The organism is Pseudomonas sp. TE36184, from assembly GCF_054060055.1.
The window spans coordinates 5,545,829-5,560,644 of record NZ_JBSSCU010000001.1 but is presented as its reverse complement, the minus strand read 5'-3'; the positions used below and the strand labels follow the sequence as shown (position 1 = coordinate 5,560,644).

General features: G+C 53.5%; 10 protein-coding genes. 6 read left to right on the top strand and 4 right to left on the bottom strand.

Translation table 11 applies throughout. From position 1 onward, the window contains the following. Positions 1-67: 67 nt before the first annotated feature. The 3 genes from ACVWZP_RS25110 (at position 68) to ACVWZP_RS25100 (ending at position 6,190) form a co-directional block, all read left to right on the top strand. Positions 68-1,537, top strand: a complete 1,470-nt coding sequence (locus ACVWZP_RS25110) for an N-6 DNA methylase (protein ID WP_457370229.1) — start codon at positions 68-70, stop codon at positions 1,535-1,537. Beyond that, entirely contained in the window at positions 1,534-3,882 is a 2,349-nt protein-coding gene (locus ACVWZP_RS25105) for a restriction endonuclease subunit S (RefSeq protein ID WP_457370228.1), read from the top strand. Before ACVWZP_RS25110 ends, ACVWZP_RS25105 begins: the two co-directional genes overlap by 4 nt. A 715-nt stretch (positions 3,883-4,597) precedes the next feature. Beyond that, complete coding sequence (locus ACVWZP_RS25100; protein ID WP_457370227.1) at positions 4,598-6,190, top strand: hypothetical protein; 1,593 nt, start codon at positions 4,598-4,600, stop codon at positions 6,188-6,190. Positions 6,191-6,843: 653 nt separating this feature from the next. Here ACVWZP_RS25100 and ACVWZP_RS25095 read toward each other — a convergent pair. Next, positions 6,844-7,764: a LysR family transcriptional regulator gene (locus ACVWZP_RS25095; RefSeq protein WP_256822999.1), complete on the bottom strand. Its 921-nt coding sequence runs from the start codon at positions 7,762-7,764 to the stop codon at positions 6,844-6,846. Between the two features lie 158 nt (positions 7,765-7,922). Here ACVWZP_RS25095 and ACVWZP_RS25090 point away from each other — a divergent pair, with 158 nt between their 5' ends. Together ACVWZP_RS25090 and ACVWZP_RS25085 are read left to right on the top strand one after the other, a co-directional pair. Beyond that, entirely contained in the window at positions 7,923-9,233 is a 1,311-nt protein-coding gene (locus ACVWZP_RS25090; protein WP_108525467.1) for an MFS transporter, read from the top strand. 68 nt (positions 9,234-9,301) lie between these two features. After that, complete coding sequence (locus ACVWZP_RS25085; RefSeq protein WP_057005087.1) at positions 9,302-10,486, top strand: M20 aminoacylase family protein; 1,185 nt, start codon at positions 9,302-9,304, stop codon at positions 10,484-10,486. A 156-nt stretch (positions 10,487-10,642) separates the two neighbouring features. Here the strand turns inward: ACVWZP_RS25085 and ACVWZP_RS25080 are convergent, their stop codons facing one another. Beyond that, positions 10,643-11,848: an MFS transporter gene (locus tag ACVWZP_RS25080; protein ID WP_057005088.1), complete on the bottom strand. Its 1,206-nt coding sequence runs from the start codon at positions 11,846-11,848 to the stop codon at positions 10,643-10,645. Positions 11,849-11,958: 110 nt separating this feature from the next. Here ACVWZP_RS25080 and ACVWZP_RS25075 point away from each other — a divergent pair, with 110 nt between their 5' ends. Then, positions 11,959-12,585 carry a TetR/AcrR family transcriptional regulator gene (locus ACVWZP_RS25075; RefSeq protein WP_057005089.1) on the top strand — a complete coding sequence of 209 codons (627 nt, stop codon included), beginning with the start codon at positions 11,959-11,961 and terminating at the stop codon, positions 12,583-12,585. A 65-nt stretch (positions 12,586-12,650) separates the two neighbouring features. On the opposite strand, the gene ACVWZP_RS25070 is transcribed toward ACVWZP_RS25075, so the two are convergent. Continuing rightward, positions 12,651-13,496: an MBL fold metallo-hydrolase gene (locus tag ACVWZP_RS25070; RefSeq protein ID WP_457370226.1), complete on the bottom strand. Its 846-nt coding sequence runs from the start codon at positions 13,494-13,496 to the stop codon at positions 12,651-12,653. Positions 13,497-13,542: 46 nt separating this feature from the next. Continuing rightward, positions 13,543-14,736 (bottom strand): MFS transporter, encoded by a 1,194-nt coding sequence (locus tag ACVWZP_RS25065; protein WP_457370225.1) that lies wholly within the window; start codon positions 14,734-14,736, stop codon positions 13,543-13,545. Positions 14,737-14,816: the final 80 nt, after the last annotated feature.

Here is a 14,816-nt window from a genome sequence, read left to right as displayed (position 1 = left end):
CCAAAGCAGCCGCCCCCACTATCCTGTAGAATTTCGCCCCCCTTGCGGTACGCGTTGAGAGAACTTCATGTCCATTAGCTCCACCATCAAGTCCATTCAGGACATCATGCGCAAAGACGTTGGCGTAGACGGCGACGCCCAGCGCATTGGCCAGTTGGTTTGGCTGCTGTTCCTGAAAATCTTCGATGACCGCGAGCTGGAGTGGGAGCTGATGGACGATACCTATCGTTCGCCCATTCCCGACAGTTGCCGGTGGCGTACCTGGGCTGCCGACCCAGAAGGCATGACCGGTGATGGGCTGAAGGACTTTATCGACAACAACCTGTTCCCTCAGCTCCAGAACCTGCACGAGTACAGCAACACGCCGTCAGCCTTCGTGGTGCGCAGCGTGTTTGAAGACGCCTACAACTACATGAAGTCCGGGCAGTTGCTGCGTCAGGTGATCAACAAGATTCAGGAAGGCGTGGACTTCAATAAAGCCCAGGAACGCCACGAGTTCGGCAACCTTTATGAGCAACTGCTGCGCGACCTGCAGAATGCCGGCAACGCTGGCGAGTTTTATACCCCTCGCCCGGTCACCGAATTTATGGTGCGCATGGTCGACCCCAAGCTGGACGAGAAGGTCATGGACCCGGCCTGCGGCACGGGTGGTTTCCTCACCTGCGCCATAGAACACAAACGCAGCCGCTATGTAAAAACCGCCGAAGACGAACGCACCCTGCAGGCCAGCATTTTCGGTGTGGAGAAAAAGCCGTTACCGCACCTGCTGGCCACCACGAACATGATCCTGCACGGCATCGAGGTGCCCAGCCAGATCCGCCACGACAATACCCTGAGCAAACCGCTGATCAGTTGGGGGCCGAGCGAACGCGTGCACTGCATCGTAGCCAACCCGCCGTTCGGCGGCATGGAAGAAGACGGCATCGAGACCAACTTTCCCGCTGCCTTCCGCACCCGGGAAACCGCCGACTTATTTCTGGTGCTGATCATGCAACTGCTCAAAGACGGTGGCCGCGCCGCCGTAGTGCTGCCCGATGGCTTTCTGTTTGGCGAAGGCATCAAAAGCCGCATCAAGGAAAAGCTGCTCACCGAGTGCAACCTGCACACCATCGTTCGCCTGCCCAACGGCGTGTTCAACCCCTACACCGGCATCAAAACCAACCTGCTGTTCTTCACTAAGGGCACGCCGACCAAGCAAGTGTGGTTCTACGAGCACCAGTACCCGACCGGGGTAAAGAATTACTCCAAGACCCGCCCCATGCGTATCGAAGAGTTCGCCGTCGAGGAAGCTTGGTGGGGCAGCGAGGCCGACGGCTTTGCCGCACGAGTGGAGAATGAATTTGCCTGGAAGGTCCGCGTCGAAGACCTACAATCGCGCAACTGGAATCTGGACTGCAAAAACCCGCATATCGGCGAGCAGATCAGCCACGACCCGGATGAACTGCTGCGCAACTACGCCAGCCTGCAAGGCGAAATCAGCGACCTGCGCGACCAGCTCAAAGCGGTACTGGCCGAAGCCCTGGAGCGCGATGTATGACGGCGTTACTCACAGACAACCTGCCACTGCTGGCCGGAGCGCCCAATGGCATCAAGAAGCTGCGCGAGCTGATTCTGGAGTTGGCGGTGCGTGGCAAGTTGGTGCCGCAAGATCCGAATGAAGAGCCGGCCAGTGAGTTGCTAAAGCGGATTGCCGAAGAAAAGGCACGGCTGGTAGCTGATGGGAAGATTAAGAAGCAAAAGCCGCTGACCGAGATTTACGAGGGAGCACAGCCATTTGAATTGCCAGCAGGTTGGAAGTGGAGTTCATTAGCGCAAGTGGCATTTGTTAACCCCCGCAATGCTGCAGCAGACTCACTTGAAGTTTCGTTTGTGCCTATGACTTTTATTGGCACACGCTTCGATGATCAGCATGCGCAAGAGCCCCGATTGTGGGGTGAGGTGAAGCAAGGTTTCACGCACTTTGCCGAGGGCGATATTGGTGTGGCGAAAATCACACCTTGCTTTGAGAACAGCAAAGCATGCGTCTTTTCCAATCTCGTGAGTGGTTTGGGTGCGGGTACGACTGAGCTGCACGTTGTTCGTCCTGTTACCGAAACTCTTGATCCTAGGTACGTACTGGCCTATCTGAAATCTCCGCAGTTCTTGCTTGTTGGAGAAAAAAAGATGACAGGGACAGCAGGTCAGAAACGATTGCCCAAAGACTTTGTTGAAGCAAATCCGTTTCCACTGCCCCCACTCGCCGAACAACACCGCATCGTCGCCAAAGTCGATGAGCTTATGGCCCTGTGCGACCGCCTGGAAACCCAGCAGGCCGACGCCGAAAGCGCCCACGTCCAAGTGGTGCAAGCGCTTCTGGACAGCCTGACCCAGGCCTGCAATGCCAAGGAATTTGCGCAGAACTGGCAGCGCTTGGCCGAACACTTCCACACCCTGTTCACCACCGAGCCCAGCATTGACGCCCTCAAACAAACACTGCTGCAACTGGCAGTGATGGGAAAACTAGTTTCGCAAGATCCCAACGATGAACCGGCGATAAAACTGCTCAAGCGCATTGCCGACGAAAAAGTGCGATTGGTGGCCGAAGGCAAACTCAAAAAGCAAAAGCCGCTGATGGAGATCGTTAAGGGTGAAAAATCGTTTCCGTTACCTGAGGGCTGGGAGTGGATTCGACTAGAGGAAATAGCGCAAGTAGGAACGGGTGCAACACCACTTAGGACAAATCCTAAGTATTTTGAGCCCGCAACGATTAACTGGGTGACTAGCGGGGAGACATCACAAGACTTTATCCATCAGACAGAGCAGATGGTTTCTTCTCTCGCGCTTAAGGAAACAAACCTAACCGTTTACCCACCGTATACATTGATCATCGCTATGTATGGCCAAGGGAAAACACGAGGGCAGATTTCTGAACTTTTGATAAATGCCTGCACAAATCAGGCGTGTGCTGCAGTTCAGTTGTTTGATCAAGATGAATCTCATCGACGTTACGTGAAGTACTTCTTCGTTAAAAGCTATGACGACATTCGCTTGCTTGCGGCTGGTGGGGCGCAGCCGAACCTAAATTTAGGGAAAATTAAAGAAACTGCGCTCCCGCTTCCCCCGGCAGCCGAACAACACCGCATAGTTGCCAAGGTCGATCAGCTAATGGCCCTCTGCGACCAACTCAAAAACCGCCTGACGCAAACCCGCCAGTTAAACGAACAGCTGGCCAGCACCTTGGTCGAGGGTGCGCTAGCCAAAGATGTCCGGCAGGCGCCCATCGCCACGGATCGTCAAGCAGCCCGCACCCTCCTCGCCGCAGAAGTCACTGATCGGCTGCATAGCCAACGCACCTTCGGCCAACGCAAGCTGCAGAAAGTGATTTACCTCGCCGAGCACGCGGCCAGGCTCACCGCCATTCAAGGTGCCTACCTGCGCGACGCCGCAGGCCCTCACGATCGCCAGTTGATGAATAAGGTCGAAGGCGAGATGCAAACCCTTCGGTGGTATGAGCGCATCGACCGCGAGACGGTTGGCCACGCCTATCGCCCACTCTCCCAAGCAGGCCAGCATAGACAGGCATATAACAGCGCCTGGTCGACCACTGAGCGCGCCACCATTGAAAAGGTGATCGAGCTAATGCGAGATTGGGATACAGATCGTTGCGAGATGACCGTGACGCTCTATGCAGCCTGGAACGATTTTATTCTCGAAGGCCGCCCAGTTTCCGATGAAGCCATCGTGGAGGAAGTCATGCATAGCTGGAACGACACCAAGCTGCGCTTTAGTAAAACCGGATGGTTGGCGGTACTCGCAGAGATGAAGAAGCACAAAATCCTGATGCCCTCAGGCTTTGGCAAACGCACCACAGGCGGCATGCTGTGCTTGCCCGGTTTCGAGTAAACAGATACTCCTCTGGGTAACTGGAGAATCAGGTTAGCAAGGCTGGTTTCCGACAGAGAAAACCACTTACCCGAACACCACGCAGGGCTTGCTTGCGGTGGATGGCTAATCGTTGTCTGGCGGGATCCTTACGCGATTTCGTGCCGGCTTACGCTGTCAACCCCGAGCTTTCTTGGCGCACAAAAATCTGCCCCATTTTTCCACTTTTCAAAGCAGCGACGACACTTACGACAAGCCCAAATTATGCATGCGGTCATACAACAGCGATGGCAGCGAAACAATCCATGACCGTGACAACTAAAACATTGCTATAGCTTTTCACTGCGCATCTGAAAAACCGTTCTGATGCCAATCTGATTATTACCAACGTACTAGCCAACCAACATGGAAGCGATTACAAAAAGTCTAGAAGTGCCACTCAGACACTAAATCGCGCCTCATAATAAATTTCGGGAAGCCTAGAAAGTCACCAATTTACTTCCAAAGCAAAGCATAACTTTTACAAGAAAACTTATACGGAAGCACCCATCTAGACATCCGACATAAATCAAGTTCGACGTGGCAGTTCCTGCACTATACTTTTCACATTCCGCGCCTTACTTCTCCAATACTCAATTTATCACTTAAGAAATTTTGCTGGACATCACAAGGCCTACCGTAGAATAATTTTACGCTGTCGTCACATACTCTCTAAATACGTCCCAGAAGGCACCCCATGACTTATTGCGTCGCTTGGAGAACACAAACCGCCACTTTCATCATTACAGACAGCGCAGCAACCAGTCTTAACCCTTTCGCTTATGAGCAAATGGGCAGCCACACTTCGTTTGGCGAGTTACAAGGAAGTGTCACAAAGAAAAACGAGTACGTATCAGAAAGCGCCTTTAAAATCTACACACATGAAAGCACGGCCATTTGCCTATCGGGAAATTCAAAGTTCGGCCATACTTTTATAGTTCTTCTGATTGATCATCTAAGATATGGAGCCACTCACCAAGAAGCTCTCGATCGTACAATCAACAACTTCCAAAATATTAGAAACGAACCGCAAATCAAGATCGCCATAGCCTTCCATTTAAACACTCCACAACTGATAATATTTGACAATAAACTTGAAGACTGCATTCAAACAGATATGGCGTATGTCTCTTTCGGCTCGCCGCCCGATGATCTAAAAAACTACACCAAGAGTTTCTGGCAGAGTTTCAAAAAAACCTGGTTCCAAGAGCAGCATCTTGGCGCTGAAGCCGATGAGCGCTTCTTGATGCGAATGCTGGGATTATTGCAAGTTTATGGAATTCACAACCCCACCATTAGCGACCGTATAGGCGGGGCTTACACCGGCGTTTATGTTTCACTTGATGGACTAAATACCCAACCTGATGTTTGTTATTTAATTTCCGGTGAGACTTTGGCGTTTGAAGCTCAACGCGTAGTCTCCATATGCGTAGAAGCAGACCACTTCTGTATAATCAGCAATGGCGAGCTCAACTTAATAATCACAAATAATACATGCTGCCCCAAGCAAGACGAGCTCAAGCTATCTGAATCTTTCGCCAACGCTGTTGATAAATTTGACAACGGAAAATTTGGCTACGTTATTTTTCTCAACACTGCGCGACACTCAGCAAGCATCGTACAAATGAACGACAACATTCATCATCAGTTGCTAAGCATTGACATCCACGGCAATGATCCGGAAACTTTAGGCTTCATCATCAGTGAAGCGCTGGTTAAGATAAATAACGACTACCACCAGCCCGTTGAGACACCGAAATACGCACTCATCACCCTCACCCCATACATTTCAATTTCCGCAGACAAGCTTAGCCTTGTGGAGGCCCAGTTAGAGAGACTGCGCGTCGAAAAAATCCATGGCGAAGCGATGGATACTCTCAAGTTCATAACCTACAAAAACTCTCAACCTAAAGAGTGGTTTTTTGGTACTCCAACGACATTATTACCTTTCATAAACCATTACAAAAATTCTGAGCTAATTAGGGTGGTTGACTTATCTTCTGACTGTGTTGTTCTCGAATATAGCTCGGGGAAAATAATCTTTCCCGAGCCTGAACTAGACCTAAATAACATCTTCGAAAAAATTGTAAAAAAAACCAGAAACGAAAATCTTTATCTCTTTGAAGTATCACCAACGCAGACCATCCAAGAGAGCTACGAGCTGAGTGTATTTTCATCAACTTTTGAAGGTGCAGAAGAGAAAGCCATACAACAAGCCAGCTTTAACTTTGATCACTTCAGTCTAACATTCATCGGCGTACGATTTTATCACCCTGCCTATGTTTTCTGACTATGTTGGAGGGTGAGTTTTTCAATTTAAAGTCCCCCGCCAGGCATTAAAAATAACCTGCATGACGATCATGACGTGTGAAAACCTGACTTGGACTCTCATTTAAAAACGACAAACGCCATATCGGCGCCTGTTTTCACCTTGCGTGCTTGCCATTTGGCAATTTTTCGTACAAACACCATACACCTGTACCAATCCAGTCAACGGGGGCATTCCAAATGGTATTCCAGGAAAATATCGAACTTGCCATTCCTTTTTACTATCAGCAGGATAGATATTCGATTCAACTTACCCCGGCCCACCACTTCATCATCTAAAGACGTCCACAGACGTCTTTTTTTGCACCTTAAACCCAACAAAATCAAATCCCTATAGGCCATCAGCATCCCTAGACATCCGCCCCCCCCCACATTACCGGGTACTCCAAATAGTACCAGTGGTCATTTTTGGAACACCAATTAACGCCATGGAACACCTCATGTGCGCCCAAGCCCCCGCCTCTCTGACCGCCAGCTCAAAGCGGTGAAACCGAAAGACACGGACTATCTCTGCGCCAAGACGCAGCGCGCGGGTGATTTGGCGACCATTAGCCCAGGGCCAGAATCTTCCATTTTTAAACTCATGCACCGGTTTTCGGGGCAGTTGGGTCAAGATTATTCAGAGACTTCAAAAACGGCCTTCTGTTTCAACATGGCCAACAACCTTTCAGCGGCAACTGACAGTTGCCGACCCGCTCGGACCATCAGGTGTGCCTCGGCACTTTCGAATACTTCGCTGCGGGTCCTGAGCGCTACAAGCGTACCTTCTGCGATTTCATTGGCTACTGCGTGCGAGGACAGGAAGGTCACCCCGAGATGGGCTTTTACATAGCTCTTGAGGGTGGCGATTGAGTTGGTGACCAGATTGGATTCGAATTGAATGCGATCGTGGAATTGCGCCAGCTTAACCAGATTGCTTAAGCCAAAGCCGTTGGACATCAAGCCCACCGGATAGGGGCAAACATCACTCAATGCCAGTGGCTGCGGCTTCTCGGTAAGGGGATGGCCGGGCCAGGTGATGACGCACATTGGCTGTTTGCGCAACATCACCGTACGCACGGCGGGATCGATAGGCGGACGGTAGGCCAAGCCGATGTGAGCCTGATCACTTGCCAGCATCCGCACTGTGTCGACGGCATTGGCGAACTCCAGCGTAACCACCAGCTTGGGGTGCTGCTGGCTGAAGTCCTGAAGCACCCAGCGGACTAATTCCTCGCGGAAACCCTCGCCCGCAACAATGTGAATCTCACCTCTCTCCAGACCCTTGAGTTCGGAAATCTGAGTCAGCAGCAATGCTTCGCTTGATCGCCGCTCACGACAATGGTTGATCACCAGTTTGGCAGCTTCCGTAGGGACGATACCCCTGCCGTGGCGCTGTAGGAGTTGCACCCCCAACTCGCTTTCCAACTGGTGGATTTGCCGGCTGACAACTGAGGGCTCGATATTCAGACGATCCGCTGCGCCTCGGATCGAGCCGGCTTCTGCGACCTCTGAAAAATAGTGAAGTCGCCGTTCATTAAGGCCGATTTTTTGCAATTAGGGCTCTCCTGTCTGTTGACTTAAAGTCAACACTCGCAAGCGAAGATCGCTATTGTTTGAAGTTTCTGCGCTCCCCATACTTTCTGTCAATTGGGCGATGCCAAGCTCATTTAATAGACACAATAAAAAAATGCGGAACTTGTGAGGACTTCACTATGGCTCAGGCCGCAATACTGATTACACCGACCTCCCCCGATGACCTCGCCCTACGCAAGATGTATCGCAAAATCAGTTGGCGCCTATTGCCCTTTCTGTTGTTGTGCTACGTCCTCGCCTATTTAGATCGGGTCAATATCAGTTACGCCAAGATTGCGATGCAGCAGGAATTCGGTCTGACCGATGCAGCTTATGGATTGGCGGCAGGGATTTTCTTTATCGGTTATGTAATGTTCGAAGTGCCGAGCAATCTCTGGCTGGCGCGGGTAGGAATACGTAAGACGCTCAGTCGCATCATGTTGTTGTGGGGGGTGGCTTCAACCTCGATGCTGTTTGTCCATGACAGCACTACCTTTTATGTCCTGCGGTTTTTTCTAGGGGTGTTTGAGGCTGGATTTGCTCCGGGCATGATCCTCTATCTGACCTTCTGGTTTTCAGGTAAGCGTCGCGCTCAAGTAATGGCGTGCGTCCTGTTGGCAGGGCCAGTCTCGAACGTCATCGGTGGACCATTGTCGACCTGGATTATGGGGACTTTCGCCGACATTCATGGTTTGGCGGGATGGCAGTGGATGTTCATCCTCGAAGGGGCGCCTTGCATTCTTTTGGGTATCGCGGCGTTCTTCTTTTTGAGTGACTCGCCGGAACAGGCCCAATGGCTGAGCAAAGAAGAGAAACGGCTGCTGGCGAATGATCTGGAGCAGGTGCAGGCGTCAAAACAACATACTTTCGCTGCAGCCTTGAAAGACTGGCGAATTTACCTGATGGCCCTCATTTACTTCTGTCTGATCTGCGGTCTGTATACCGTCAGTTTCTGGCTGCCGAGCATACTGCGGGACGCTGGCGTAAAGAATATTTTCGAGATCGGGCTCTATTCAATGATCCCTTACAGCGCCGCCATTTTCGCGATGCTGATCAATGCTCGGAGTTCCGATCGCCTGGGCGAGCGCCGCTGGCACGGCGCAGTACCCGCCTTTCTGGGCGCAATCGGCTTAGTGCTGACCGGTTTCAGTTCCGGCAACCTGACGTTGGCGCTGTGCAGTATTACCCTCGCAACGCTATCCACATACTCGGCCTATGCCGTGTTCTGGGCTGTGCCCTCCAGCTACCTCAAAGGTACTGCCGCCGCTGGAGGCATAGCCCTGATCAACAGCATCGGTGCCTTCGGTGGCTTTGTCAGTCCTTCCATCATCGGTGCTCTGAAGACCTTCACCGGCTCGTTCGCTGCGGGGATGGCCGTAATGGCCGTCCTTTTAGTGATCGGCGGTCTTTGCACGTTGGCACTGCGTTTACCGGCCCAGGCTCAACCGTAGGAGCCGGGGATGCATCCCAACTGACGGCACTCCTGCACTCCATTATTCACCGCTAGGAACTCACTGTGATGAAGACTGAACCTCACTACTGCAAAGTCGATGATTTACGCCCTCAAACTGAGGAGCTGACACGTATTCGCCGCCATATTCACCAGCATCCGGAAATGGCCTACGAGGAGTTTCAAACCGCCAAACTCGTTGCAGAGCGCTTACGGGCCTGGGGGTTCAGCGTAACCGAAGGCGTTGGTGAGACCGGTGTGGTAGGCAGCCTGACGGTAGGCGCCGGCAAGAACATTGGCATACGAGCAGACATGGATGCTCTGCCGTTGACCGAGCAGACCGGCTTGCCTTACGCCAGTGTCCATCAGGGAAAAATGCATGCCTGCGGCCACGACGGCCATACCACCATGCTGCTTGGGGCCGCTGAATATCTGGCGCGCACACGAAACTTCCGCGGAACGGTGCACCTCTATTTTCAACCCGCGGAGGAGAAGGGCTTCGATAGCGGTGCGCAACGCATGGTAAATGATGGCTTGTTCGAACGCTTTCCCTGTGATGCCGTGTTCGGAATGCACAACCACCCCGGCGAGGCTCCGGGCACCTTCCTGTTTAGAAGCGGACCGTTCATGTCGGCGAGCGACAAGGTCGCGATTACCATTCATGGTCTCGGAGGCCATGCGGCTCGCCCACACCTTACGGTAGATCCGGTTGTGGTGGCGTCCAGCATTGTCATGTCGCTGCAGACCATTGTCGCGCGCAATATCAACCCTGTTGAACCCGCTGTAGTCACGGTCGGCTTGCTTCAGGCGGGGGTTGCTAACAATGTGATTTCCAGCAGTGCCTACCTTGAGCTGAGCATCCGCTCGTTCAGCAAGCGGGTCCGTAGCCAGTTGAAAGAGCGCATCGAAGCACTGGTCCACGCCCAAGCAAACAGCTATGGAGCAACGGCCACGATCGACTATATGGAAGGTTACCCGGTGATCGACAACGACCGAGCGCAAACCGAATTTGCTCTGCAAGTAGCACGGGAACTGGTGGGTGATGAGCATGTGATTGCCCATGCCGATCAGCTCATGTCCAGCGAGGACTTCGCTTACATGCTTGAGCAGCGGCCAGGTTGTTTTTTACGCCTGGGCAATGGCGTTGGCGAAGATGGTTGTATGGTTCATAACCCGGCCTACGATTTCAATGACAAAAACTTGCCAATCGGTGCTGCCTACTGGGCGCGCCTAGTGGAACGGTATCTAAACTAAAGCAAAAAACCAGCCCCTCGTCTTGGGCGATCCAGACTCGCCCAAGCCCGGTAAATCTATAGCAAGTCGCCGCGGCGGCTTAAATCACGTATTCATGCTGTTCACTCGTTGTAATGCGTTGGAAGCTTGAGCATGCAGCGCAATGCTGCCCACACATCAATGACCAGCGACCACTTGGCTGGACTGCCTGTCACCTTGCGCAAAGCCGTGGACCCGCGCTCTAGATGCGATGAACAGACTTAGGAGTAGCAGTATCAATAACACCCAGGGAAAGGAACCCACTCCCCACTGGCCGAGTAACACGCCACCCAAGAGTCCCCCGCCAGCGACAGCGCTGTTCCAGACGACGACGTTCATGGAGAGAGCAACATCGGCGCCCTTGCCTGCGGCGTCGGCAAGCGCGGTTTGTAGAAGCGTCGCGGCGCCACCAAAGGTCAGGCCCCAGATAAAGACACCTAGATAAATCGCCACGGCAGAGCCTGAAAACAAGCCGAAGAAAACCGAAACGGCTGCGAAGGTTGCGAGACTGGCCAACACTGTCTTGCGCAGATGCCGATCAACCAGCCGCCCCGTTATCCAGATGCCCGCCAAAGCGGCAACACCAAATACCAGCAGAACCAAACCAACCTCATCGGCCAACCCAGCCCTGGAAACAAACGGCGCGACGTAGGTATAAAGAATGTTGTGAGCCAGCATCCAGGTGAAGACGACCCCCAGCACCGAACGTACACCAGGTGTGAAAAAGACCTGACGCAACGCCATGCGCTGTGAGGAGGATTGGCCAGGGTAGTCCGGCACCTTGATCAGCACCCAGACAATCAACAGCAAGGTCATCCCGGACATCAATCCGAACGCCATGCGCCAGCCCATGAATCCCCCCAGCCAGGTTCCCAAAGGCACGCCCAGCGACAATGCGATGGGCGTTCCCACCATCGCGACTGCCAATGCGCGTCCCTGCAATTGTGGAGCAACCATCCGTCGCGCATAGCCCGCAATGAGGCTCCAGGCCAGTCCCGCAGAAACGCCGGCAAAAAACCGCGCAATCAAAGTAAGCCAATAGTGGGAAGACAGCGCCGTGAGGGTATTGAATACCAGGAAGCCGACAACTGTTAGCAGCAACACCGTCCTGCGGCGCCAGCTTTGCGTGGCAATAGTCAGCGGAATCGCTGCCAGCAGTGACCCCAAGGCATAAACGGTCACCATCTGCCCAGCCAAAGATGCCGAAATACCAAGCCCGCTGCTGATCTCGGGCAACAAACCCGCGGGCAATGTCTCAGTCACAATGCAAATGAAACCTGTCATCGCCAGTGCCAGTAATGCTCCAAGCGGAAGTTTCCCGCTCTGCGGCTCATCTGTAGTCATTCGATCACTCCCACTAATATACTGATCGGTATAAATATAGGGAGAGGCCGCAGGGTAGTCAATAACTTATGTATCGATTAGTATTTAAGTAACTCTGGAGGAGATCCGACATGGCACAGATGGGACGCCCGCGCACGTTTGACCGTGACCTGGCAATCACTCAGGCACTGCATTTATTTTGGGAGCATGGATACGATGCGACATCCCTGAGTCAGCTTAAGGCTAATATTGGTGGAGGCATCACCGCGCCGAGCTTTTACGCGGCGTTTGGCTCCAAGCAAGCCTTGTTCAACGAGGTAATGGAGCGCTACCTCACTACGCACGGTCGGGTCACCGACAGCCTGTTTGATACGACCCTGCCACCCAAGGAGGCGATTGAACTCACCCTTCGCCGGTCAGCGAAAATGCAATGTGAGCCCGATCATCCCAAGGGCTGTCTGGTGTCGTTGGGCCTGATGAGCGCTTGCTCGGACGAAAGCAAGGCCATTTCAGAACCTCTCGCACAGGCCAGGCGCTTAACCCGCGCAGGCATGGTTGCCTGTATTGAACGTGCTATCGCTGAGGGCGTGCTACCGGCGACCATTACCCCAGACACCCTCGCCGCGGTGTTCGACAGTTTCCTTCTGGGCTTGTCTACATTGGCGCGCGATGGTCTTCCACATGCCACACTGGATGCCGCAGTGACTCAAGTGATGGGGATATGGGATAGCCTGTGTATTGTTCCCGACGGTCAATGAGCCAGACTCTCAAACGTCAGGAACCTTCCACGTGGTGATGGGCAACTTCGCCTGCAACTGAACACTTAGGTTCTGCTGACCAGCTTCAATTCATAACCGCCTGCGCAACAGGTGTGGACGTGTCCAATTCCCGTTACGTGCGGTCCCGTCACCAGCATGTCCTCCTGCGCGAGCCGCTCCAGCAATCGAACTCTCGTGTCGAGGGCCTGGACTGGGTCCATGTCAAAACCGATGCTCCAATGCGGATAGCGCAATTGCAAGAGTGTCGAATGTATGACATCTCCCCAGATCAGCACACGCTGGCCACCGTTCTCAATCTGGATGCCACTGTGACCTGGCGTATGCCCGTGAAGTGGGATCAAGCTGACGCCAGGAATGACGTGTGCATCGGCAGGTAGTGCCTTGATACGTGGCGCATAGGCCGTCAATGCCGAGTTTGCCAATTTGAACAGGCCAGCCTGCGACATCTGAGGATGTTTTTCAGGAGCCGTCGAGTCGGTCCAGAACGCCAACTCCTCGTGCGAAAGAAAGAGCGTCGCGTTGGGATACAACGCACTACCGTCCTCTTTGATAAGACCGCCAACATGGTCCTCATGCATATGAGAAATAATAACGCCTTGAATCTGGTCAAGCGCGTAGCCAGCAGACAGCAACGCCGCCGATGCTTTTCCGAAGCGAGGTCCCAGCTCGCGACCACAACCGGCATCGATCAACCAAAGCTCGTCGTTTTTCTTCAAAAGGAATGCGTTGATCGGCTCAGGAACCGGCCCCGATGCGGGGAGACCTGCACTTTTGAATAATGCAGCCCCCTCTTCCGAGGCCGCGGCTTTAATCATGTCCGTACTGCATAGAAAAATTCCGTCCAGTAACGTGACTAGTGTGAATTCACCGATAGTGTGCTCTTCAATCATTTCTTTATTCTCCAGATTGACCAGGGTAGGTACGCCGCAAGCGTCTTTACGCTCGCGCTCCAACCTTTGAGTGGTGGGTAAATTGCACGAGCAACGCAGCTGCGGAAGCGATCAAGGCCATGGCCATCACCGCGGTCCAGCCGCCGGACTGCCAGCCGATGCTGCCTGCGGCGGAACCGATGGCGCCGAAGGCGAATTGGGAAGCCATGAAAATGGTGTTGAAGCGGCCTCGGGCGGTGCCGGCGAGTGCGAGGATTCGCGACTGGTTGTAGATAAGAGACATCTGCAAACCGGTCGTCATCAGAATGGCTCCGACGCTAAGCCCCACCAGATTCACGAACGCGATCATTACGACAAAGCTCGCCACGACAAGGCCGATACCGACGTGACCGGCGTACTGGCCAGCAAGGCGCAACCCCAGTGGGGCAAGCATCACCCCGCCGAGTGCCACCACGCCGAAGAGCCCCGCAGTCCCACTGTTCAACCCAAACCCAGGGCCTTGCAGCAGGAGCGTGAGAATTGTCCAGAACGCACTGAAGCCGAAGAAAACGAGGCTTTGCACCAGTGCGGCCTGGCGAAGTTCAGCGCCATCGCGCACGACCCCAAACAATGAAACAAGCAACTCAATGTATGAAGCGCGGGATTGCGGTTGGCTGGTTGGAAGTTTCGCCGCGAGCCCTGCAAGCATCATCAGAGAAAGCACAGCGCCCAAGAGGAACATCGCGCGCCAGCTGAAATAGGCGCCCACGAAGCCGCTGATCACCCGAGCCAGCAATACCCCAACAAGCAGCGCGCTGGTGATTGATGCGAGAACTCGTTCCCGACTGCTTGGCGGGGATAATTCAGATGCGAGCGGGATGATGTGCTGGGCAATCGTCGCGAACACTCCAATCATGATGGACGCCATTGCAAGGCTATACAGCTCGGGGGCCGCGCTCGCGCAAAGCGTCGCTACCGTGAGCCCTATGCATTGAATGAGGATGAGCCGTCGACGGTCGATCTTGTCGCCTAGTGGCACCAACAGAACCAAGCCCAACGCGTAACCAATCTGTGTCGCAATCGCGACGAGACTGACCTTGGTACCTATCCCGAAGCCGGCCGCAATCAGTCCGAGCAAAGGCTGGTTGTAATACTGGGTGCCTACTGACAAGCCGGTCGCTGCGGCAAGTAACAGTACAAGCCCCCGGCTCATGCCTGCGCCCTCAGTTTCCTGCTTGAGCTCTATAGATGGGGCGTTCATAACATGATCCTCCAGGCAGCGGGGTGCCATTACCTGAGGTAAAACTCAGGCAAGCAAAAATTCGGGGTATGTGGATTGTT

Excerpts from the sequence above, each read along its gene's own strand:
- ACVWZP_RS25100 (WP_457370227.1), top strand. The coding sequence starts at position 4,598 with ATGACTTATTGCGTCGCTTGGAGAACACAAACCGCCACTTTCATCATT.
- ACVWZP_RS25075 (WP_057005089.1), top strand. The coding sequence starts at position 11,959 with ATGGCACAGATGGGACGCCCGCGCACGTTTGACCGTGACCTGGCAATC.
- ACVWZP_RS25085 (WP_057005087.1), top strand. The coding sequence starts at position 9,302 with ATGAAGACTGAACCTCACTACTGCAAAGTCGATGATTTACGCCCTCAA.
- ACVWZP_RS25080 (WP_057005088.1), bottom strand. The coding sequence starts at position 11,848 with ATGACTACAGATGAGCCGCAGAGCGGGAAACTTCCGCTTGGAGCATTA.
- ACVWZP_RS25105 (WP_457370228.1), top strand. The coding sequence starts at position 1,534 with ATGACGGCGTTACTCACAGACAACCTGCCACTGCTGGCCGGAGCGCCC.
- ACVWZP_RS25065 (WP_457370225.1), bottom strand. The coding sequence starts at position 14,736 with ATGAACGCCCCATCTATAGAGCTCAAGCAGGAAACTGAGGGCGCAGGC.
- ACVWZP_RS25110 (WP_457370229.1), top strand. The coding sequence starts at position 68 with ATGTCCATTAGCTCCACCATCAAGTCCATTCAGGACATCATGCGCAAA.
- ACVWZP_RS25070 (WP_457370226.1), bottom strand. The coding sequence starts at position 13,496 with ATGATTGAAGAGCACACTATCGGTGAATTCACACTAGTCACGTTACTG.
- ACVWZP_RS25090 (WP_108525467.1), top strand. The coding sequence starts at position 7,923 with ATGGCTCAGGCCGCAATACTGATTACACCGACCTCCCCCGATGACCTC.